The 21,741-nt window shown below is 64.2% G+C and carries 21 protein-coding genes and 1 pseudogene; 8 read left to right on the top strand and 14 right to left on the bottom strand.

Going from position 1 to position 21,741, the window contains the following annotated elements; translation table 11 throughout:
- Nucleotide 1: 1 nt before the first annotated feature.
- A complete protein-coding gene (locus tag PP359_RS06405; protein ID WP_112932447.1) occupies nucleotides 2-757 on the bottom strand; it encodes a DeoR/GlpR family DNA-binding transcription regulator in 756 nt (251 codons plus the stop codon).
- 46 nt (nucleotides 758-803) lie between these two features.
- Here PP359_RS06405 and PP359_RS06410 point away from each other — a divergent pair, with 46 nt between their 5' ends.
- Nucleotides 804-1,208 carry a DUF4406 domain-containing protein gene (locus PP359_RS06410; protein ID WP_239498529.1) on the top strand — a complete coding sequence of 135 codons (405 nt, stop codon included), beginning with the start codon at nucleotides 804-806 and terminating at the stop codon, nucleotides 1,206-1,208.
- Nucleotides 1,209-1,297: 89 nt separating this feature from the next.
- Here PP359_RS06410 and PP359_RS06415 read toward each other — a convergent pair whose 3' ends face one another.
- The gene (locus PP359_RS06415) at nucleotides 1,298-2,608 is read right to left on the bottom strand and encodes an HNH endonuclease signature motif containing protein (protein ID WP_499250137.1); all 1,311 of its coding nucleotides are present in this window, start codon (nucleotides 2,606-2,608) and stop codon (nucleotides 1,298-1,300) included.
- A 151-nt stretch (nucleotides 2,609-2,759) separates the two neighbouring features.
- Between PP359_RS06415 and PP359_RS06420 the strand changes: the two genes are divergently transcribed.
- On the top strand, nucleotides 2,760-3,809 hold the full coding sequence (locus PP359_RS06420) for a nuclease-related domain-containing protein (protein ID WP_499250138.1): 1,050 nt from the start codon (nucleotides 2,760-2,762) through the stop codon (nucleotides 3,807-3,809).
- Here PP359_RS06420 and PP359_RS06425 read toward each other — a convergent pair.
- The 3 genes from PP359_RS06425 to PP359_RS06435 form a co-directional block, all read right to left on the bottom strand.
- Complete coding sequence (locus tag PP359_RS06425) at nucleotides 3,764-4,573, bottom strand: G5 domain-containing protein (RefSeq protein ID WP_499250139.1); 810 nt, start codon at nucleotides 4,571-4,573, stop codon at nucleotides 3,764-3,766. The genes PP359_RS06420 and PP359_RS06425 overlap by 46 nt on opposite strands.
- A 111-nt stretch (nucleotides 4,574-4,684) precedes the next feature.
- Complete coding sequence (locus tag PP359_RS06430) at nucleotides 4,685-5,203, bottom strand: hypothetical protein (RefSeq protein WP_499250140.1); 519 nt, start codon at nucleotides 5,201-5,203, stop codon at nucleotides 4,685-4,687.
- Nucleotides 5,204-5,226: 23 nt separating this feature from the next.
- The gene (locus tag PP359_RS06435) at nucleotides 5,227-6,537 is read right to left on the bottom strand and encodes a UDP-glucose dehydrogenase family protein (RefSeq protein WP_499250141.1); all 1,311 of its coding nucleotides are present in this window, start codon (nucleotides 6,535-6,537) and stop codon (nucleotides 5,227-5,229) included.
- A 109-nt stretch (nucleotides 6,538-6,646) separates the two neighbouring features.
- Here PP359_RS06435 and PP359_RS06440 point away from each other — a divergent pair, with 109 nt between their 5' ends.
- The gene (locus tag PP359_RS06440) at nucleotides 6,647-7,141 is read left to right on the top strand and encodes a DUF4916 domain-containing protein (protein WP_499250142.1); all 495 of its coding nucleotides are present in this window, start codon (nucleotides 6,647-6,649) and stop codon (nucleotides 7,139-7,141) included.
- An 8-nt stretch (nucleotides 7,142-7,149) separates the two neighbouring features.
- On the opposite strand, the gene PP359_RS06445 is transcribed toward PP359_RS06440, so the two are convergent.
- Genes PP359_RS06445 through gmd form a run of 3 tightly spaced genes read right to left on the bottom strand, consistent with a single transcriptional unit; the run spans nucleotide 7,150 to nucleotide 9,503 of the window.
- Nucleotides 7,150-7,431 carry a Dabb family protein gene (locus PP359_RS06445; RefSeq protein WP_499250143.1) on the bottom strand — a complete coding sequence of 94 codons (282 nt, stop codon included), beginning with the start codon at nucleotides 7,429-7,431 and terminating at the stop codon, nucleotides 7,150-7,152.
- Between the two features lie 4 nt (nucleotides 7,432-7,435).
- Nucleotides 7,436-8,416: a GDP-L-fucose synthase family protein gene (locus tag PP359_RS06450; protein WP_204948153.1), complete on the bottom strand. Its 981-nt coding sequence runs from the start codon at nucleotides 8,414-8,416 to the stop codon at nucleotides 7,436-7,438.
- Nucleotides 8,417-8,474: 58 nt separating this feature from the next.
- On the bottom strand, nucleotides 8,475-9,503 hold the full coding sequence (gmd, locus tag PP359_RS06455) for a GDP-mannose 4,6-dehydratase (protein ID WP_295820590.1): 1,029 nt from the start codon (nucleotides 9,501-9,503) through the stop codon (nucleotides 8,475-8,477).
- 194 nt (nucleotides 9,504-9,697) lie between these two features.
- On the opposite strand from gmd, the gene PP359_RS06460 reads away from it, so the two are divergent.
- From PP359_RS06460 to PP359_RS06475, 4 genes and pseudogenes are all read left to right on the top strand, one after another.
- Nucleotides 9,698-10,963: a glycosyltransferase family 4 protein gene (locus PP359_RS06460; RefSeq protein ID WP_488249360.1), complete on the top strand. Its 1,266-nt coding sequence runs from the start codon at nucleotides 9,698-9,700 to the stop codon at nucleotides 10,961-10,963.
- Nucleotides 10,964-11,416: 453 nt separating this feature from the next.
- Complete coding sequence (locus tag PP359_RS06465; protein ID WP_499250814.1) at nucleotides 11,417-11,608, top strand: LbetaH domain-containing protein; 192 nt, start codon at nucleotides 11,417-11,419, stop codon at nucleotides 11,606-11,608.
- Between the two features lie 512 nt (nucleotides 11,609-12,120).
- The gene (locus PP359_RS06470) at nucleotides 12,121-12,711 is read left to right on the top strand and encodes a glycosyltransferase (protein ID WP_499250144.1); all 591 of its coding nucleotides are present in this window, start codon (nucleotides 12,121-12,123) and stop codon (nucleotides 12,709-12,711) included.
- Between the two features lie 380 nt (nucleotides 12,712-13,091).
- A pseudogene (locus PP359_RS06475) lies at nucleotides 13,092-13,259 on the top strand (DapH/DapD/GlmU-related protein); the annotation flags it as partial.
- Between the two features lie 59 nt (nucleotides 13,260-13,318).
- Here the strand turns inward: PP359_RS06475 and PP359_RS06480 are convergent.
- The 6 genes from PP359_RS06480 to PP359_RS06505 form a co-directional block, all read right to left on the bottom strand.
- Nucleotides 13,319-14,044: an SGNH/GDSL hydrolase family protein gene (locus PP359_RS06480; RefSeq protein ID WP_499250145.1), complete on the bottom strand. Its 726-nt coding sequence runs from the start codon at nucleotides 14,042-14,044 to the stop codon at nucleotides 13,319-13,321.
- Between the two features lie 1,331 nt (nucleotides 14,045-15,375).
- Complete coding sequence (locus PP359_RS06485; protein WP_499250146.1) at nucleotides 15,376-16,242, bottom strand: alpha-1,2-fucosyltransferase; 867 nt, start codon at nucleotides 16,240-16,242, stop codon at nucleotides 15,376-15,378.
- Nucleotides 16,136-17,428 (bottom strand): O-antigen ligase family protein, encoded by a 1,293-nt coding sequence (locus PP359_RS06490; protein ID WP_499250147.1) that lies wholly within the window; start codon nucleotides 17,426-17,428, stop codon nucleotides 16,136-16,138. The genes PP359_RS06485 and PP359_RS06490 overlap by 107 nt, the downstream gene beginning before the upstream one ends.
- The gene (locus tag PP359_RS06495; protein WP_499250148.1) at nucleotides 17,428-18,288 is read right to left on the bottom strand and encodes a hypothetical protein; all 861 of its coding nucleotides are present in this window, start codon (nucleotides 18,286-18,288) and stop codon (nucleotides 17,428-17,430) included. The genes PP359_RS06490 and PP359_RS06495 overlap by 1 nt, the downstream gene beginning before the upstream one ends.
- 49 nt (nucleotides 18,289-18,337) lie before the next feature.
- On the bottom strand, nucleotides 18,338-19,915 hold the full coding sequence (locus PP359_RS06500) for a sugar transferase (RefSeq protein ID WP_499250149.1): 1,578 nt from the start codon (nucleotides 19,913-19,915) through the stop codon (nucleotides 18,338-18,340).
- A gap of 179 nt (nucleotides 19,916-20,094) precedes the next feature.
- Nucleotides 20,095-20,952, bottom strand: a complete 858-nt coding sequence (locus PP359_RS06505; RefSeq protein ID WP_499250150.1) for a CPBP family intramembrane glutamic endopeptidase — start codon at nucleotides 20,950-20,952, stop codon at nucleotides 20,095-20,097.
- A gap of 70 nt (nucleotides 20,953-21,022) precedes the next feature.
- Between PP359_RS06505 and PP359_RS06510 the strand changes: the two genes are divergently transcribed.
- A complete protein-coding gene (locus PP359_RS06510) occupies nucleotides 21,023-21,622 on the top strand; it encodes an arsenate reductase/protein-tyrosine-phosphatase family protein (protein WP_499250151.1) in 600 nt (199 codons plus the stop codon).
- Nucleotides 21,623-21,741 lie beyond the last annotated feature (119 nt).

The following is a 21,741-nucleotide window of genomic DNA, read 5'->3' on the forward strand; positions in this document are numbered from 1 at the left end:
GTCAGCGTGCGTGCAGCAGGGTCACGCCGCGCGCGGCGAGTGCGCGTGCGGTCGGGTCGGCTTCGGCGACGTCGGCGATGATCGCGGTGACGGCGTCGAGAGCGAGCACCTCGTACCGAGAGGCGGTGCCGATCTTCTCGTCGCTGCCGAGGACATAGGTGTCGGCGGCGCGGGCGGCGAGCGCGCGTTTCATGGCAGCTTCGTCGGCATCGCCGGTGGTGAGTCCGGCGGTGGGATGGATGCCGGTGACGCCCACGAAGAAGAGGTCGGCGCTGATGCGGCTGGCCGCTTCGACGGCGGCGGCTCCGCAGGCCACGGCGGAGTGCTTGAACAGCTGGCCGCCGATGAGGAAGACGTCGACGACGTGGTCGAGGAGGGCGGCGGCGATGGTGGGGCTGTGGGTGATGACCGTGCCGGGCTGGGTGCGCGGGAGCGCGTCGACGAGGGCGAGGCTGGTCGTGCCGCCGTCGAGGATGACGGTGGCGCCGGGTTCGATGAGGGATGCCGCGACGGCGGCGACGCGGCGCTTGCTGTCGGGGGCGACGGCGGTGCGGGAGGCGTAGTCGACGACGGCGGGCGAGGCGGGCAGGGCGCCGCCGTAGACGCGCACGGCGAGGCCGGCGGCATCGAGGTCGCGCAGATCGCGACGGATGCTGTCTTCGGAGAGGCCGAGTTCGGCGGCGATCTCTTTCGCGACGATGCGCCCATCGCGGCGGAGGCGGTCGAGCAGGAGGTCTTTGCGGGCAGCGGCGAGCATTCACGTTCTTTCTTGTTTTTGCACGTTGTGTCTTAGTGTAGCCGACATGAGTACGTCGTTGATGATCTTGATCGCCGGCCCCTACGCGTCCGGCACCGATGGTGACCCCGCGCTGATGGCGAAGAACCTGAAACGGCTCGAGACTGCGGCGTGGCCGCTGTTTCGAGCCGGTCATCTGCCGATGATCGGCGAATGGGTGGCGCTGCCGGTGCTCGACAGCGCGGGGGCGACGGGCCCGACCGACCCGCTGGCCGCGGAGGTGATGTACCCGACGGCGGAGCGCCTGCTGCAGCGCTGCGATGCGGTGCTGCGCCTGCCGGGAGCGTCGCGCGGTGCGGATCAGGACGTCGCGATCGCCGAGGCGCGCGGCCTGCCGGTGTACTACGCCCTCGAGGACGTTCCGGGCGTGACGGCGTCGACCCTGTCGGAGGGCGCCGCACCGCTGTCGTAACGCCGCCGCACCGCTGTCGTGACGGCGCCGCGCCGCGGTTCTGACGACCGCGCGCCGGTGCACGGCATGCCGGACGGCCAGCGTGCGAATCAGAACGGCGGTGCGGTGTCGGTGGGTACCGGCGGTGGCGCAGGACTCATGATGAACGCGACCGGCGGCACGGGTGCGTCTTCGCGGTAGAGGCGGCCGGTCGGAGATGTCCATTCCAGAACGCCGCCGGGATGTTGTCGCACCCTCCACGCGGTGAACTGCTTCATCGAATGGTGCCGCTGGCACAGGTGGGCGAGGTTCCACAGCGCGGTAGGTCCACCCCGGGCATGGTCGATGGTGTGGTCGATCTCGCAGCGGATGGCCGCGCGGCGGCATCCGGGAAAACGGCAGTGCTGGTCGCGGGCGCGCAGGAATCGCCGCTGCGGTACGGCGGTGCGGTACCGGTCGACCGCGATGACGGTGCCGTCGACGGGATCCGTGAGCACGCGCGCGAGCGAGTGGGTCTCGGCCGCGAGGCACCGCGCGGTGGCGGCGTCGATGGGTGCGCGCCCGACCAGGTCGACGGGTCCCTCGTCGGCGCCGAGGAGGGTGAGGGCGGGCACGATGACCTGCACCTGGGCGCGGATCGCACCGAGCGTTCCCGGCCCGTCGCCGTAGGCGGTCGGATCGAGCGCCGGCGCGCCCGTCAGCAGCAGGTCGCTGAGCACGTCGGCACGCACCTGATCGGTCGTGCGCGGGTCGTCGTCGTCGGGAGTGCGCGCATCGATGATGACCGTCGCCTGCTGCGTGAGGCGGTCCATGACCCCTTCCGCGATGACGGTCGGAACCGTCGCGATGAGGTCGGACATGCCCTGGGCGCCCGGCACCACCCGTACCCGTCGGCCGCGGCTCGCCTCCGCGTGCCGTTCGGTGAATGAGCGTTCGGCGCAACGCTCGGCGAGGATCTCGACCGCGGAACGTACCCGGTTGGGGGTGTCGCCGGCGCACAGCCGAATCGCCTCCGCCTCGAACGGAGCCTTGCGATCGGCAGGCACGCACGCCCCGGCATCCAGGATCACCCGCACGTGGGCGCGGGTGAGGCGCCCGGTCTCCCACGCCTCAAGGGTGGCGGGGTAGCTCTCGACGAGTTCGCGCGCCTCTCCGATGCGCTGCTGCACCGTGCGGTCAGTCACCCGCATGACACCGCCGAGCTCGGCGGCGATCGAACGCAGGGCCATGTCATGCACGCGCACGGAGCCCCGCTGGGTGGCGGCTTGACGCTCGGCGAGTTGGCCGGCGCGCGCGAGCAGCCGCACCTCAGCCGCCTGGGCCGCCGAGACCTCTGCCAGCACCGTCTCGGTCTCGGCGACCAGAGCCGCGAGCGCGGACAGCTGGTCGCTGTCTGCGCTCATCGGCGTGGTCTCTTCCATGCCTCAAGGGTAGCGACACCCTCGGACATTTGTTCGAATGATGAGAATGACATCGACGCCACCGATGTCGCGTCATGAACCGACGCGCGCGACATCTCTCTGTGTGAACGGGGCGCCCGCGCGCACCACCGCACGATCCGTCAGGGAGAGAATGAACACCGTACTCGCCACATCCGCCGTCGCCACGCCCGCAGAGACGCCGCTGCACGTCATCCTGCTCATCGTCGCCCTCACCGCTGTGGCAGCCGCAACCGGCGCGGCCGTCGCCGTTCGGTCGCGTCTGCGGCGCCGGCTGGACGATGCCGAGCGCGCTCACCGGGCAGAGCTCGCCGCTCACGAGGCGTCCGCGGCGGCCGTTCGTGCGCGTCTCCAGCAGCAGGAGGCGATGAGCGTGAACGCGCTCGAGGCGGAGCGCATCCTCCGCGGCGAGCAGGTCGATGCGCTGCTGGCTCAGCTCAGCCACGGGATGAAGTGGGAGCAGACATCACGGGAGTTCATCCGCCGCGAGGCGGCGGTCCTTCAGGTGGATGGGGCGCTGGTGACGAACATCTTTCTCCTCACCGCCGACGAAGGAGGTGCGCCGTTCGTCACGCAGATCGATCATCTGCTCGTGACGGCGCAGACGATCGTGGTGGTCGAGGCGAAGCACTGGCGGGGTGTGATTTTCGACGATGTCGATCCGGCGACGCTTCATCCCGCGCTCGCGCCGGTCTCGGCATCCCTGGAGCTTCCGTCGTCGTTCGCGATTCAGCTGCGCGGCGGCAGGAACACGCCGCTGAGCGTCGATCTGCGCCCGTCACCGCGCGCGCAGGCTCGCGCGCAGGCCGCGCACCTGTCGCGGATGCTGAAGGCGGAACACGATCAGGTGTCGTGGATTCAGACCGCCGTGCTGTACAGCCACCCCGAGGTGCGACTGTTCAGTGGCACGCGCCCCGCGGGCGACTCACGCGGCCACGTGCAGACGCCCGCGCTCGACAGCGCGTCGTTTGGCGCATTTCTCCGTGGAGCGTTGCGCCGATCGACCGATACTCCGAACGACGTCCGGTCGATCGCGCGGTCTCTCGAGCCGCATGCGGCCGATGTTGTGGGCCTGGGTGAGATGAGTGGCGAGTGGCCCGACTTCTTCCGCAGCGCCGTCTCCCCCGCCGTTACGCCTCAGCCGTTGCAGGCCCAGCCGTCTCCGTCGCCGTCGAGCTTGTAGATGTCGCGGCCGACGACGCGCGCGACGCCGTCGAAGTAGGCGGGACCGTTGCCCTTTCCGCCCGCGCAGTCGACGTCGCTGGCGATGGGCACGCAGGCGTCGGCATAGTTCGGGTCGCAGCCTCCGGGCGCGGCGGCGGGCGGAGGAGCGGCCGGCTCGACATAGGTGCCGACGGACGTCACCTCGGTGACGGGCGGCACGGTGACGGTGTCGGAGACGAGTTCACGCTTCGTCTCCTTTCCGTCGGTGAGGGTGACGCGGTAGGTGCGCGTGCGTTCACCGTTCTGTCCCGCGGTCGTGACCGCGCTCTGTCCCTGCGCCATCGTGGAGTCGTCCACCGACGTGCGCTCGAACGGCACGGCTTCGGTGACGGCCTCGTCGCGGGTGGTGACGACCGGCGTGTGCGTCGGCGTGGGCGTGCGGGTGGCGGTGGGGGTGGATGCCGCTGCCGTGCCGGTCGCCGCGACGAACGCGACCGGAGCGTTCTGTTCGGCCGCCGAGCGTGCGGCGACCGTGGCCGCGTTGACCGCTCCCCCGACGAGCGCGATGCCCAGCACCGCCGCCGCGCCGACGATGATGCTCGTGCGGCGCGAGAGCCCCCGCCGTGGACCCTTCGGTGTCGCCGCCGTCGACACCGCGGTGTCTGCGGATGCCGCGGCCCCGGTCTTCTCGGCGACGTGCGCGGTCCACGCCGTGCCGTCCCACCACCGGACCGTGTCCGCCTTGTTCGGGTCGGGATACCACCCCGGTTGCGCGTTCGTCATCGACTCTCCCCAGCTCGATCAGAACGTACTCCCACCCGCGTAATCACGGCAATGGGAGCGGTACCGTGAATAATCAAGAAGGCAATCTAGGCCGGAGAAAGCGACATCCGCTCAAGGAACGATCGGGCGAAGCAAAGCGTACGGAACAACGACGCACACTGCGATAACGAGAACCGCTCCCCCAGCGATCAGCAGCCACCAGAGGACATCCGCCGACGCCGCAAATGGCGTACTCCGAATAGCCCAGTAGACGAGCGGAAACGCGGCGAGTATCAGCGATACAACCGTGAGGGCAGTGAGCTTTCTTCGCCAAGAGGCGTCCGCTTCGCCCGGGGCCGGTTTCGCCCAGATCGTCGCCGCCAGAAGCACAGATGCACCGGCCAACAGACCGGTCATCGCAGCCTCGAGCCACTCGTACAGGCTTCGAAGTCGCTCATAATCGGCGCGCGAAGAAGGGCTCGCCGCCACCACGTCCGACATCTCTGGAAAGGCCGGAATGAACCGTGTGGCGAGGGTGGCAAGAACTGCGATGACGACAGCGCCCGCCGCGAAGAAGGTGAACGTACGCGCGTCGATCCCGCGAGAGATCGTCGCAGCGCGGTCGGCGTCGTCGTGTGTGTGCTCAGTCACGTCGGCCTCTGCCGGGTCACCCCCTACGGCCGCCCCATCCCGTAATACGCCCACCCCGCGGCGCGCCACGCGGCAGCGTCGAGCCCATTACGCCCGTCCACGACCACGCGGCCGTCGGTGAGCGACGACGCGTGCTCGGGAGGCAGCTGACGACGGTACTCATCCCATTCGGTGACGAGCACGAGCGCATCGGCATCGCGAATGGCCTCGTCACGGTCTTCGACGTAGGTGAGCTGGGGGTGGACGCGGCGCGCGTTCTCAATCGCCGCCGGGTCGGTGACTGTGACGTTAGCTCCGAGTCCGTGCAGACGCACGGCGACGTCGAGAGCGGGTGAGTCGCGGATGTCGTCGGAGTGCGGCTTGAACGCCGCGCCGAGCACCGTCACCTTCTTCTCATAGACCGAGCCGCCGAGACCGTCGACCACGAGCTGCACGGCGCGGTCGCGGCGGCGCAGGTTGATCTCGTCGACCTGACGCAGGAACGCGACGGACTCACCGCGTCCGAGCTCCTCCGCACGGGCGGAGAACGCGCGGATGTCCTTCGGCAGACATCCGCCGCCGAATCCGATGCCGGCGCCGAGGAAGCGACGCCCGATGCGGGCGTCGTGGCCGATGGCGTCGGCCAGCTGGGTGACGTCGGCGCCGGTGACCTCGGCGATCTCTGCCATGGCGTTGATGAAGCTGATCTTGGTCGCGAGAAAGGCGTTCGCCGACACCTTGACGAGTTCGGCGGTAGCGTAGTCGGTCACGATGAACGGCGTGCCCTTAGCGACGGAGGGGTGGTAGACCTCACGCAGGACGGATGCCGCGATCTCGCCCTCTTCGCCGGCCGGCACGCCCGCGACGAGGCGGTCGGGGTCCACGGTGTCTTGCACCGCATAGCCCTCGCGGAGGAACTCGGGGTTCCACACGAGCGTGGCGCCCGTCTCCGACACCCGGGGAGCAAGGCTTGCCGCGGTGCCGACAGGGACGGTCGACTTTCCGGCGACGATGTCACCGGAAGCGAGGTACGGCAACAGCCCGTCGAATGCGCCGTTGACGTACGTGAGGTCGGCGGCGTAGCTGTCCTTCTGCTGCGGCGTTCCCACACCGACGAAGTGCACCTTGGCGCCCGCGGCCTCGGCCATGTCAGTCGTGAAGCGGAGGTTGCCGGCCGCGATACCCGCCGTCAGGATCTCCTGCAGTCCTGGTTCGAAGAACGGCGCCTCACCCTTGGAAAGCGCATCGATCTTGCGCTGGTCGACGTCGATGCCGACGACCTCATGACCGATCGACGCCATCGCCGCAGCATGCACCGCGCCGAGGTAACCACAACCGATGACGGACAGCTTCATAGGAGCTCCAAGTTGGGGGGACGGTGCGCGAGCGGAGGTGAACACGCAAGACTGTTCCTATCAGAGATGCGTATCCGGCTTGTAAACCGGCGGACGTAAAAGAGGTCACGTGACGTTCCTACCGGCCGACACCTATCGCCTCATCGAGGAGTCGATGCCGATCGCCTGCGTCGACTTCGTGCTGGTGCGTGAACAGAGCGGACGCCGAGAGCTCGGCCTGATCCTCCGCGACTCGCCTCACGGCCAGGTGTGGTGTCACCTCGGAGGTCGCGTCCAGCGCGGGGAGACGATCGCCGACGCCATCCGCAGACACAGCCGCGAGACGATCGGCATCGAGCCGACTCTTCCCCTTAACCCGCAGCCCGACTATGTCTACGAGTGGTTCCCGCCCGACCTGACGCCGACCGACGGAACTGTGTCAGGCGACGACCCCCGCAAGCACGCGATCGGTCTCTCCTTCGTCCTCGTCGCGGAGGGGGCGCCGCAGGCACGCAACGAGGGTCTCGACTTCGACTACTTCGCGCCCAGCGAACTGCCCGCAAACCTCTGGCCCGGATGCCGGGAGTTGTTCGCGCTGATGAAACTCATTGCTCCGGATTCGTGACCCCTGGCTCACATCACGTAATCGCCGTTCCACCAGTCGGCGATGTGGGACATCGCTTCTGCTGCGTGGACGTGGCGTGGATCGAAGCGGAACCGCTCGAAGCTGCCCTGATCCACGAAGGTGGCATCTTCTACGATCACTCGCCCTTTTCGCGCGTCGAGCGAGAGCTCCACGCGCCAGTCGACCACGCCGGGCAGTGAGGCGAGCGATCGCAAACGCTCGATCGCCTCTTCCACCCGGTCGTGGCTGACATCGTCGTGCACACGAAAGAGCACGATGTGACGGAACACAGGACTACTCGCGAATGCTGTCGACGTGGTCGCGATACCACGCGACTGTGCGCTCCATGCCCTCTTCGAGAGTGATCTTCGCCGTCCACCCGGCCTCGGCGAGCTTGGAAACGTCGAGCAGCTTCTGCGGCGTGCCGTCGGGCTTCGAGGTATCCCAGTCGGTCTGTCCGGTGAACCCCGTCACACCCGCGATAGTCTCAGCGATCTCGCGGATGGTGACGTCTGAGCCGGTGCCGACGTTCACCTGGTCAGGGCCGTCGTAATGCTCCAGCAGGTGCAGGCAGGCGTCGGCCATGTCGTCGGCGTGCAGGAACTCGCGGCGCGGCGTTCCGGTTCCCCAGTTGGTGACCGACGGCGCACCCGACTTCGCCGCATCGTCGTAGCGACGGATGAGCGCAGGCAGCACGTGCGAACCCTTCGGCGAGAAGTTGTCGTTGGGGCCGTAGAGGTTCGTCGGCATCGCGCTGATCCAGGGCAGACCGTACTGGCGGCGCACGGCCTGCGTCTGGAGAATGCCGGCGATCTTCGCGATCGCGTAGGCGTCGTTCGTCGGCTCCAGGTGCCCGGTGAGCAGGGAGTCCTCACGGATCGGCTGCTCGGCGAACTTCGGGTAGATGCACGACGACCCGAGGAAAAGAACGCGCTCGACGTCGTTCGCGAGTGCAGCGTCCAAGACGTTGACCTGGATGCGCATGTTGTCGCTCAGGAAGTCGACTGGGTACGTGGAGTTGGCGAGGATGCCGCCGACCTTCGCCGCCGCGAGCACGACGTACTTCGGCTTGGCTTCGCCCATGTAGGCGAACACCGCGTCACGGTCCTTGAGATCGAGCTCGGCCGACGTCTTGCCGACGATGTTCTCGAAACCGGCCGACTCGAGCCTGCGGACGATCGCTGACCCGACGAGCCCGCGGTGACCGGCGACGTAGAACGTCGCGTCGCGGTCGAGCTCACCCGGCGTGTACTCGACGCCGTCAACGGCCGTCACCACGTCAGCCCACTCCCCCGGTCGTTGTGCGAGCGCAGCGAGTCGAAACGCCCCCCGCTCACAGAGTCCCCCACGAGGCCAGCTTCACGGTGTCGATCCAGTCGGCGCCCTTTTCCAGTGCTTCCACGTCGGCGTCAACCATGAGCTTGGCCAGTTCCTTCCCATCGATCGTGGGAACCCAGCCGAGCTTGTCGGCGGCCTTGGCCGGGTCGCCGATGAGCGCGTCGACCTCGGTGGGGCGCAAGTAGCGCTCGTCGAACTTGACGAACTCCTGCCAGTCGAGGCCCACGTGTCCGAACGCCGTCTCGAGGAAGTCCTTGATCGTGTAGCCGACGCCCGTCGCCAGCACGAAATCTTCCGGTTCGTCGGCCTGCAGCATGCGCCACATGCCTTCGACGTATTCGGCGGCGTAGCCCCAGTCACGAATCGACTCGAGGTTGCCGAGGTAGATGTCCTTCTGCACGCCGGCCTTGATGCGGGCGACGGCGCGCGTGATCTTGCGGGTCACGAACGTCTCACCGCGGCGGGGCGACTCGTGGTTGAAGAGGATGCCGTTCACCGCGAACATGTCGTATGCCTCGCGGTAGTTCTTGGTGATCCAGTACGAGTAGAGCTTCGCGACCCCATACGGCGAGCGCGGGTAGAAGGGCGTCTCCTCGTTCTGCGGTGGCGGGGTCGCGCCGTAGAGCTCGGAGGTGGACGCCTGGTAGAAGCGGGTCGTGATGCCGGAGAGTCGAACCGCCTCAAGCAGACGGATCGTTCCCGTGCCGGTGGTGTCAGCCGTGTGCTCAGGCTCGTCGAACGAGACACGAACGTGTGACTGCGCGGCCAGGTTGTAGACCTCGTCGGGGTTGATCTCCGACATCAGGGTGACCATGCGCGCCCCGTCGGAAAGATCGCCGTAGTGAAGGAAGAGCTTCGCTTCGGTGTCGTGCGGGTCGACGTACAGGTGGTCGATGCGGTGCGTGTTGAACGTCGAGGCTCGGCGAATGAGGCCGTGCACCTCGTAGCCCTTCGCGAGCAGCAGCTCCGCGAGGTAAGAGCCGTCCTGGCCCGTGATGCCGGTGATGAGTGCGCGCTTGGTCAAGAGATTCTGCCTATCTTGATCGTGGGTGGGGGGAGGTCACGCAGGATGCTTCTCAGCGGCGGTGGCGATCAGATCCGTCTGCAGGATAGCGAATCAATGAATCGGATGTGTTACGGGCTTGACCTTGCGCGAACACGCCAACGCGTGCACTTCCCTTAACACTGTCGCCACATTCGATCGGTATGTTCGGACCCATGACCCCCAGCGCGAAGGTGACCCTGCTGAGCCTCCACTACCCCCCGGAGCCGACTGGCAACGCGCCCTATGCTGGATCCCTGGCTGTGGGACTCGCGAAGCTGGGGCACACTGTCCAGGCGCACGTGGGGCATCCTCACTACCCCGGGTGGGAGGTTTGGGATGGCTACGGGCAGTGGACCGCCAGAGAGAGCACGGACGGCGTCGACCTCGTCCGGAGACGCCACTACATTCCGGACCCTCCACGCGGCGTTCGCCGTTTGATCTCCGAGTTCTCGTTCGGGCTGCGGTTGCTGACCGCGCGGATTCCCCGGGATTCAACGGTGATTGCGCTATCACCGTCCATGTTCGCCACGGCAGTGGCCGCGTTGCGTCTGTTCCTGACTCCCAACCGGCCACCTGTCATTGTCTGGGTGCAAGACATATACACGCTTGGGCTGGCGGAGACTGGGCAAGGAAGTCACCTGGCAGCCCGGATCGTAAGGCAGGTCGAGGCCTGGACGCTCCGTACGGCGGATCGCGTTGTCGCGATTCACCCACGGTTCGCAGACTACTTAGTGGATCAACTCGGCGTCGACCGCGAGCAGGTTCGCGTCGTACGAAACTGGACCCACCTCACACCACGAAGCGCAACCTCCAAGCGGGCCGCGAGGGCCGCGCTGGGCTGGGACGAGAACGCACGCATTGTCCTGCACGCCGGGAATATGGGCGCCAAACAGGGCCTGGAGAATGTTGTGGAAGCCGCTCGGCTCGCGGTCGAAAGAGACGAGGACATAACCTTCATTCTCGTCGGCGACGGGAACCAACGTCGAGCCTTGGTCGAAGCAGCGGCCGACGTCGAGCGCCTCAATTTTGTGCCTCCGCTCGATGAGGACGAGTTTCGTTTTGCGCTAGCAGCCGCCGATGTGCTTCTGGTCAACGAAAAGGTCGGGGTTTCTGCCATGGCCGTCCCGAGCAAGCTAACCTCCTACTTTGATGCAGGACGCCCGGTTGTCGCGGCGACGGACGTGGACGGAATAACCGCGAGCGAGGTTCACCTCGCAGACGCTGGGGTCGTGGTCCCTGCCGGAAGCCCGAGCGCCCTGCTGGATACCCTCGTCGCACTTCTCTCTAACAATGGGGAGCTCTCTAGACTCGGGGACAATGCACGAGCATTTCGCGAGCGGGCATTCAACGCCGACGAAGCAATAGATGAATGGTCACGAATGATCGTTGAACTGCAAGACGCTGCCAATAGTAGACGGCGTAAAGGCTCACGTCGTTAAAGAACGGTGATGTGCTCATCGCAGTCCGTGCCATGCAACCTCACATCCACCGATAAACGACCGCACAAACACGAACATCGCCAGGAGGTTTCAGTGACGACGAGGATTATCCCTCTTCGAGACGCGCCAGGGGAAAGGGCCGCCTGGGGCCGCTCACCTTTCGTAGTTTATGCGTGGGCGATTGTCGAGCGTTTGATAGTCACAAACTCATGGCAAATCAGTTCCAGGCTACGGGTGGCTGTCTTGCGCTTTTTCGGAGCAAGTATCGGCCAAGGCGTCATAATTAGGCCCCGCACACGAGTGAGCTTTCCTTGGAAGCTATCAATCGGAGACGATTCGTGGATTGGCGAAGGAGTTTGGTTCCACAATCAGAACACCATTCGTGTCGGCCATGATGTTGTAATCAGCCAGGAGAGCTTCCTGACGACGGGTAGTCACCGACATCGTACAGATATGGGTCTAATTACTCGTCCAATAGTCATTGAAGACGGAGCATGGATAACAAGCAGATGCATAGTGCTCGGCGGGGTCACGGTCGGCAGAAACGCAATCGTCAAGGCTGGATCCAGAGTAGATGTAGATGTCTCAGCTGACGTTATTTGGGACGACAGTGGAACCGTTAAGGAACGCGATATAACGGCATGAAGCACGCGATGAAACCTAAATATGTCTTGTACCTGGCCGTCCTCCCGTTCTATCGCCAGGAATGCATACGCTTGGTCAAGCAAGAGTTGGGCGAGGAGGCGGCAATATTCGCAGGATCTAGGCACATAGACGCAACGGTGACTACAGGCATCGCGCCAGAGCTATATACGAAGGTGCGGAACGTCCGGTTAGCAAGCCGAGGCCTTGTGCAACTTGGAGGTTGGCGGACGGCTATGGCGGCCGAGCACTTGGTCGTCGATCTCAACCCGCGTTCACTGAACGCCTGGGTGCAACTCCTCGTACGTCGGGCGCTCGGGCGGCGCACACTGGCATGGGGCCACCTCGACCCACGAGCAGGCAGCGCATCACGGACGCGCGGCCTACGAACTTTCATGCGATCCGTTGCATCTGGCACGATCCTCTATGGATACGGGAGTGTACAGCCAGCCCGGAAGGCTCTACCCACGCAACCCGTTTGGGTGGCACCAAACTCCTTGTATTCAGCATCGGAGATGCGACCCGCAATTCCCACAGGACACTCAACCGCGTTCCTATATGTCGGCCGGCTCGTTCCTGAGAAGAAGGTCGATCTGCTCGTGCGCGCCATCGCACATCCGCAGGCCCGGGCAGTCGACGCGCGCTTGGATATCGTGGGGGAGGGAGCCGAGCGCGATTCTCTCGAGAGGCTCGCAAACACCCTAAACGTCTCGGACCGAGTGCACTTCCACGGCAGCATAACTGATAGTGGGAGGCTATTCGAGCTTTACGAGTCCTCTGTAGCCGCGGTGTCTCCGGGCTACGCTGGCCTAAGCCTCACCCAAAGCGTAGGCTTCGGCGTTCCCATTCTTGTCGCGGACGATGAACCGCACGCCCCGGAGATCGAGCTCGTGAGACTGGGTGGAGTCAGGTTTTTCACCGCGAACAGTGCGGCCAGCCTCGCAGAAGCGATGGCTGAGGAAGTAGCGAACAGGCTCCATCAGCATCGAGTTGAGTTGTCGAGGAGTGTAAAGGCCTCATATTCCGCGGAAGCAATGGCCGCAGGGCTTCTTGCGGCACTACAAGACCGAAGCCAGAACCTTGGAGACGATGGATGGCCGAAATGACTAGAAGGAAGTCACAGAGACGAACCGACTCAGATGGCGTCCCCCGAAACCGCAGCCGAATCCCTGCGCCTATCGAGGCTTTCATTCGAGCACTCCTAGCATTCCGCCAGGTGAGAGGTCGTGTAAGTTACGGCAAGGGATTACGACTCGGTGCGGGGAGCCTCGTATCCAGCCCTCACGGCCTGGTTCTGGGAAGGCACGTGTCCGTCGGCCAGCGGTCGCTAATCGAAGTAGACGGCCACATCGGGGACTACTGCTTGATTGCTCGACACGTTCAAATCATTGGCAGGAATGATCACGCGACGGATGAAGTGGGCCGCCCGATGGCACTTTCGACGTGGGTGGGAGACCGAGAGGGGAAACCCACCGACGAGGTATTCATCGGCGACGACGTGTGGATAGGCGCTGGGGCGATCATCCTTGGCGGCGTTCGGATCGGTGACGGCGCCATCGTGGCGGCAGGTTCGGTGGTAACACGCGACGTAGGGGAGTTCTCGATCGTCGCCGGTAATCCAGCCCGTCATGTGCGCCAACGGTTTGACGCAGATGAGGCTCGCGCCCACATGGACGCTCTTCGGCGCATGAAGCCATAGATCACAAGGGGCCTCTAACGGGCAACCCCGGCATCAATGAGTTCTGCCCGAAGCACGGAAGCGATCTCATCGTATCCATCCTGCGTCGGGTGGAAGCCATCCTCTACGACCATAGAGTTCGCATCGGAGCCAAGCGCATCGATCCCATTCACAAAAACCAACCCTCGCGCCGCTGCTTCTTGGCGTATAAGGTTGTCAACTTCATGCACTTGTTTTGCGTACTTTGCTTCCGAACCCACAGCCGTCCACAACCATGGTCCAACAACGTATATTTCGGCAGTCGGGAGCCGGTTCTTTAATGAGTCAAGCGTGAACTGGACGGCCTGCCGAAGGATGTCTCGGTCGACGCCGTAGTCGTTGCGCCCGGAAGCGACAATTACGATTGATGGTCTCGCTCTAACAATCTGGTCGATTCGCCTAACGTCCGAGAGTGCCATATTTCCTCCGGCAACTTGCTCGGCATTGCCAGCGACGACATAGCCAGTCCCACCACGGCCGTCATTTATGCGTCTCCAGTTAAAGTACGTGGCCAACTGACTATCGAAGCCGTGGAAGGAACCGTCCGAACGGCGTTCCGCGCCATAGCCTTGCACAACGGAATCCCCAGTGAAGTAGGCGACCGGCGGGGGCTCTGGGTGAGGCGCAGCCGTGTAAGCCGCTATCGTGGCCGACGGCGTCGACGGCTGCCCAAAGATAGCGAGGCCGCCAAGCGCCGATACCGAAACAAACAAGACGGCCACGAGCAAGACGGCTAAGCGGCCACTGCTACCGTTTCCGCTGATCGAACGCGCCATTCTCTTCGCTCCAGTTCTAGGATTTGCCGGGCGGAGGCGCCGCTGCCTTATGACAGCACTCCAACGAAGTGTCAAATGGACCTGCTAGCGCCAGATCCCTGGCTTCTGAAGACTGTGCACCAGGCTACAGCCGCGACACTAGCGTAAGCCACTGCGCTCGACCATGCCGCTCCGCCGGCCCCGAACCAGGTAGTAAGAGGAAGCAAGGTCGCCAGAGCCACAATCGCTCCCGTGAGACTCGCTAGGACGAGGGCTCTTCGCTTCCCAAGAACCACGAGAACACCTGTACCGCAATCCATCAGCACTTGAAAATATGCAGCCACCATGAGAATGCGAAGAATGTCTGCGGCTGGGGCAAAGGCACTACCGAAAAGAACGACCACTATCGGACTGGCGAGCGCCGCGATTCCGAGCAGCATTGGCAACAATATCGCGTGAAGGATGGCCACTTCCCGCACTAGCCGCTTCCGGCTCCCTTCCCCGTAAATCGAGGCTTGAAGCCGCGCCTTAAATCCTGCGGAGAGAGCCAAGAAGGCTTCAGACAGACCTACAGCAGCAGCGTACAGGCCGACCTGTCCTGGTGAACTGGTCAGCTGAAGGACGAGCACATCACTGCGCAACAGTATCGCTGTGAACGCCGCGAATGTCAGAATCTGTGCGGGCCTTTTCCAACCTGCCGCTTCAGACGGTGCGGACCCAGGAATTGATGGAGGAACAGGCAGAGGCTTTGCGAGACACCAGAGAACTAGCGCGCCGGCTGCGACCGCACCTTGAGTGGCCCACAGCGCGGAAGAGAGCGAAAGTAGACTAAGCAACGAAAGCAAGATCAAAACGCCTAGGCGCAAGAACGCCGTCCCGGCATTGACAGCGCTCGGGATCAGCAAACGGCCGGATGCGATGTATTCCGCGCGCCACAGGCCCACCGTGACGCCCGCCGGCACTAGAGCGACCGCGGCAATCGCGGCACCGGTGGGAACGGCGAGCCATCCCACTAGAAGGAAGTAGGCGATCACCGACGTAACTAATGCCCCTCCGATCGCCGTCATGACTCGGAGGGATCGGTTGGCAGAACCTTCTCGGAAGTCGGCGGCGTGAAGCTCTGCCTGTCCCAGCGCGCCGAAGGTGGTCGCCAACGCGGCAACCGCCATGGCCACGGCGTAGTATCCACGGCCGTCGACGCCCAATGAGCGCGCAAGCACAGGCGCAGAGACGAGCGCAACAACAGCCGGACTGGCGTAAAGACCCAATTCGAGAAGGCGTCTCAATCTTGAACCGATCTATACGCGCGCTTCAACACCGGTTCCCTTGTCGAGTACCACGGTCCCAAGCATCTTGAGTCGATCACCACCAGCATCCGGCGCGTCGAACCATGGCTCAGGCACTACGACGGTGGAGGGGTTCCCACCGAACGCCGCCCACCAAGAGAAGGTGCTATTGGATGTAACGATCTCGCTCGCTGAACTCAGTGCAGCGAAATCGTCAATGTCCGTACTGCCGTCAAAAATCCGGGCGTCTCTCGGGAGCCGGGGGAGCAGGTAGGACCGGCACCACTCGGGATCGTCTGTGACGACCACAATCGGGAGTTCGGAACTCAAGTGACGAGCGGCTGACGCAAAGTACTCCGTGGAGCAAACACCCAATCTCATCGAGTTTCGAGGTACCGCCACATAGTCACCACGCCGAACATGAATCGCAGAGAATCTGTGTGGAAGCCTGCTTTGGACAACCCTCCTTGTCGCGCCAATGTGCGACCGTTCGATCTGCTCCCGGTAAATGTCTCTGTATTCGAAAAACACTTCGGGATCTTGAAAGTAACCCCGCCTGACAGCCACATTCGCCTCGGTCAAGCCAGACACCTTCGGAACTCTCGGCGGCGGAACAGTTGCCGCGAGGTAGGTTCGGATCCTTCGTGGGGATCGACTAGCTAAGGTCCAGCCCAGTGACGCGGACCTGGAATGCCTGATCACTTCGCCAGGCTGAATTAGACCCACCTCAAGGATCCTATTTCCAGGCATTCCCGGTCGCGTGACGAACCTCTCATCCCAAAGCAGACGAATGTTGGAATGCTGAGCGGTGCTCAGAAATGTGGCCCACTGGAAAAGTTGATTGGCGAACCCGCCGCGGAGTTCCACTACTTCTATCATCGGTCAATTCCATTCCGCCAGATCTTGCTGCATAGAAGAGCAAGACGACTATAAGGCCATTTACACTACCTGGCAACACAACGATCGGCACTTCAGCAAACGACGAAAGAGCAAGAAAGACAATGACTGCAATCGATGCATTCTTGGTTCCTATTTGACGGGCGCCGCCCACGACTGCTGCGCCGAGAACAAAGAGAACCAATGGCAGCCCCCCCCAGAGCCATACCTGGATTATGACATTATGCGCATGGCCGCCCCCGTATTCGACCAGCTGATTCTCAACTTCGCCTGGGAATGAGTACCTTGCCGACACACCCCACAATTGCCACGCCTCGAGGAGTTCTGACGCCCTTTGCCACACTGCGCCACGATTAGTTGCGTACTGCGGATCAAAGGCCGCCGTTAGCTGGCCGGAAGCCTGCGCAGCGAAGATAATCAGGTATGGACTGGCAGCATAAACAATTGCAGCGACCACCACCGACCACTGGAGCCAAATTCTTCGAATTTTAACGCAAATGAGCGCGGCGACCGTGGCCGCCATTGCGGTGGTTGACCCCGTTTGCAGGAGCAATACCGTGGATGCTGCTATAACTGAAGTCTGCAGCGCTCTCGAGATTGCCGTCTTTGATCTCCGCCATCGAATTAATTCGACGACGATGAGCGCACCTAGGAAGAAGCCCTGCGTGTTAGGACTCACAAGAATGCCCTGAAATCGAGAAAGAGAGAGGATTGCGATCTGTCCGTCTCGAACTCCGACCGTTGAATACATTAAGGAAGACATCGGCGTGCACAACAGGAGTAATTGAAGGAGTAGCAGAAATCTGGACGCGGAGTGAGACACGGCGAGCGAGTCGGCGTCGACCGTCGTCGCCACAGAAACCGTGAGCGCGGTCACCACCATACTCCTAAGCGTCAGGGAGTTCGCATCGAGATTCGCAATGACGAGCAGCAGCGTGATTCCAAGGATCGCACCAACCCATAGCGGAGCGAGATTCCAACGACGGGTCGCCGCTGCCAGCCCCGAAAGGAGAGAAAGAATTAGCCCGCCGATGTTGAGCCATACAGCGGCTTGCGAGATGGCATTCGTGCCGCCGAAAAGGAACGACGCTAAGGATTCCGCAACCCAGGCGAGGACAGCAATCTTGAGGAAGAAGGAGGCTCTTTTGCGGGGAGCCACAGCAGACACTACCTGACGCGAATCACCGAGGACCATTTTCCCTCTTTTCTCGCAATAGTGAAGCCAAAGCGACCCATAACTCTGGACAAAGCGGACACAGCCAGCACCGCGGCCCGCGGGTTCAATCTGGAAAGGATGGCCAGCATTGAGATTGTTGGACCGATACTTAGCCACGTTTCTCGAACTTGCCAATCAGAGGCACGAATCCGGGAGCTTTTGTGGGCAAATTGGGCGGACTTTGCCGCCAACATCCTGCCGATTAGGCTAACGGCTGTCGTTCGATCTGCCGGATGATACTCGAAACTATCGCCGTCAGTCCAGAGTCGTAACTTGTATCCATCGGCGAGCGCATCTCGAGTGAAGACTGTGTCTTCAGCACCAGTGTGATCGAGCGCGACTGCGAAGCGAGTGCGTTCGAAAAGCTCCGCGGGCACATATAGGAATGTTGCAGGCAAAGAATTGACCTCGTCCTCCCTCCTCATCGGAAGAAGTACCAGGCTCGCGAGGTCCGAGTATGCAGTATCGAACCTCTTCTCCACCTTCATTCCTGAGACGGACCGAACTCCGTGCTGGGCGAAAGAAATGAACCGCTCGACGTCGCGGACGCTCGTGACGACATCGTCGTCTACGAAGAGTATCGCCTCTGCACCGCGGCGCAAGGCGATTTCTCCGGCTGCATTCCGGCTGGAAGAGTAGCCCTCCGGTACACTCACGACCTCAACGTCGCCCGGTATCGAGGTTGACGCCGCACCGCCGTTTACGGCGAGCAGGATAGTCGCGGAAGGGACCGCAGTCCTTAGGGTATCCACGAGTGGCGCGAGAGTCGCGCGCTCACCACGAGTCGGCACGACGATGAATAGCTGTGTCACCGAGGATGCCCGGTTTCTGAATCTTGGGGAAGACGAGTGAGCGGACGTGTCAATGGGCCGACTCCCCGGGTGCAACAACAGCCTTCGCAGTCTTCATGAGAATGGCCAAGTCACCGACCAGCGACCAGTTCTCCACGTAGTAGAGGTCGAGGCGCACGGCATCCTCCCAATCGAGGCTCGAACGGCCGCTCACCTGCCAGAGACCGGTGAGGCCCGGGCGGGCCAGCAGACGCCGGCGCGCGGCATCCGTGTAGAGAGCGACCTCCGCTGCGATCTGCGGACGAGGGCCGACTAGGCTCATCGAGCCGCCCAGCACATTGAACAGTTGCGGCAGCTCGTCGAGTGAGTACTTGCGGATGAACTTGCCCACCGGAGTGATGCGCGGGTCGTCCTTGATCTTGAACAGCGGCTTCTCGCTCGTGCCCTGCGCTTCGAGAAGCGCCTTCAGTTCCTTATCGGCGCCCACGCGCATCGAACGGAACTTGAGCATCTTGAATGGCTCGCCATTGCGACCGATGCGTTCCTGCTTATAAAGAAGAGGACCGATGCTCGTCCACGACACCGCGATCGTCACGATCAGCAGCACCGGCGAGAGCAGCACGATGAAGATCGCGGCCGCGATGATGTCGAAGGTCCGCTTGACGAAGAGCTGGCCGCGCGTGAACCGCGGGGTCTCTACGTGGATGAGCGGGAGACCGGCGACAGGACGGGTGTGCAGACGCGGACCCGCGATGTCGATGATGCTCGGCGCGAGCACCAGATGCTGGCGCCCCGCCTCTAGACCCCAGGATATCTCCTTGACCTTGTCGGCCGGAAGCTCATCGGTGCTCGTGATGGCGACGGTGTCGGCGTTGACCGCCTGCATCGCCGACGGCACCGCGTTGACGCTTCCCATCACCGGCACGTTGGTGCCCTCGATGACGTCGGCGATCTTGCCGTGCGGCACGCAGGCCCCGACGACGACGTACCCCGACCGCGGCGAGCGCTGCAGTTCTCGTGCGATCTGAGCCACGGAAGACTCCGACCCGACGAGAAGCAACCGTGCCGACCACTGCCCGTGACGGCGCTTCGACAGCAGCCACTGTCGCCAGAGCCACCGCGTCCAGAGGAGCACGGCGACACCGACCGGCAGGCTGAGCAGCAGGAAACCTCGGGCGACATCGATGCGCGTCAGGAACGCGACGATCGCGATCACACCGAAGAGGCGGAAGCTCGAGACGGCGATGCGCACGTATTCGCTCGTGCCGATGCCGATGACGCGGTAGCTGCGTGAGTCACTCCACGACAGCGCGCCCATCCACAACACAACGAGGATCACGGAGAACGCCCAATAAGAGAAGTCGGTGATGCGGGAGTCGTCGCGCATGGCGATCTGCGCATTGCCGAACCCGAACCACGCGATCTGGGCGCCGAAGACTGCCCACGTCAGCACGAGGAAATCGCTGACGATGAGCCGGCGCTGAAAGCGGCGACGCCAATCGTTGAAGGGTGGGGCAGCGGGACGCATGGTGCTGGTGGCCTGAGTCGACGCACCGGCCGGAGCAGTGATGGAGCCGCTGTCCGCGCGGGGTGCTGTCGAGTCGTGAGGCGACTCCGTCGTCGCATCGACCTGAATATCGGTCGACACTTCGGCTTCCTCCTAGATCTCGGTTTCGGCCCCCCGGCTGTCGGGAGATTATCAGCCGAATGTGTCAGGTGTGTGACGCGTGACGGTCTGATGACTCCCGGTGACACCCGAGCCTATGAGCACGATGAGAGGGCTCTCATCATCCTTTTGGTGAAAACTTGGTGTCGCGTGCGCAATCGTCATCCGAGCGACGGCGCCGCGGGCGCGACGGCACCCCACGTTCCGACGACGACGAGCACCAGATACGACACGTTGTAGACCACGTGCGTCAGCACGGCCCCCCAGATGCGGCCCGTGAGCAGAACCACGAGCGCGCACGTGCCCCCGACCGCGAAGAGTTGGATGCCGTCGACCAGCGTCAACGCCCCGGCCGTCGCGTGCAGCAGCACGAACCCGCCCGCCGACACCAGCGCCGCCGTCACCCCGGCCGCCACCCCACCGACGCTCCGCCGCAGCAACTGATACACCGCGATCAGAACGACCGTGCGGAAGAAGAACTCCTCGACCAGCGGCGCGACCAGCCCTGCCGGAATCGCCTCCGTCAGCCACCACCCCGCGGGCAGGCCGCCGTCGAGCGCCATCGCGGAGGGGAAGGCCGCGGCATCCGCACCGCTCACCCAACCCTGCAGCAGACGCAGGCCGAGCCCTAGCCCGACGCCCCACAGCACATCGATCGGCCGAAACCGCAGCAGCCCGGCCGGCCGTGACCGCGCGAACGCGAACGCGACGGCGGCACCGAGACCGATCCACAGCACCACGGTCGAGGCGGTCGCCGCCCACGGCGCGGCGATACGGCTCACCGCGCCGCCGCCGACCACGCCGAGACCCACCCCGATGAGCGCAGCCGACAGCACGGAGAGGTCCCACCTGCGCACCGCCGTGCCGCCCAGACGCCAGTCGGTGCGCTTGCGACGACGGCGCCCGGGTGCGGAGGTGTCGCGGGGCAGTTCCGACGCGCCGCGCTCGCTCGGCGACCGGCGTGCAGGCGTCGACGCCTCGAGGGCGGACGAACCGGGGTCGCTAAGCTGATCGGGCACGTGGCCAAACTACCGGTCGCGTGGCGAGCCACACACTCCCTCCCCCGCTCTATCGACACCGGAAGTCAGCGTGCTCGAGATCCTCACCGTGTGCACCGGCAACATCTGCCGCTCCCCCCTGGCCGCGCAGCTGCTGGCCACCCGCCTCGTCGATCTTCCGGTGCGCGTCTCCAGCGCCGGCGCTCGCGCGCGCGACGGGATGCCGATGACTCCCGAAGCCGCAGACCTCGCCCTCGCCCGCGGCGTCGACCCGGCGCTCGTGGCCGCCCACGGCGCCCGCTACCTCACCCCGGTGCACGTGCGCACCGCCGATCTCGTGCTCGCCATGGCTCGCGACCACCGCCGCGAAGTCGTCGAGCTCGACCCCTCGCGCATGCGACAGGCCTTCACGGCGCGCGAGTTCGCCCGCCTCGCCGCCGATCTGAGCGACGACGACCTGCGGACGGCCGCAGCGACCGCCGGGCAGGGCGCACCCCCGCGGGAGCGCTTCGCCGCCGCGCTGGGCGCGATCGCCGGGCGGCGCGGGATCACGCTGCCCCCGGCATCCCCCGAGGACGACGACGTCATCGACCCCTACGGACGCTCGGCGGCCACGTACGAACGCTCCGCAGTCGAGCTCGAGCCGGGGCTCGTCGCCGTCGAACGCGTCGTACGGATCGCCTTCGGCTGACCTCGACGCGGTCGGCGTTTCGACTCGCGCTTCGCGCTCACTCAACGACCGGGAGTGGTGGGAGGGTGCTGCCGGTCGTTGAGCGAGCGCAGCGAGTCGAAACGCCGCGACCTCTGTCG

Source organism: Sphingomonas sp. BLCC-B65 (genome assembly GCF_028550675.1).
Lineage (GTDB): Bacteria > Actinomycetota > Actinomycetes > Actinomycetales > Microbacteriaceae > Microbacterium.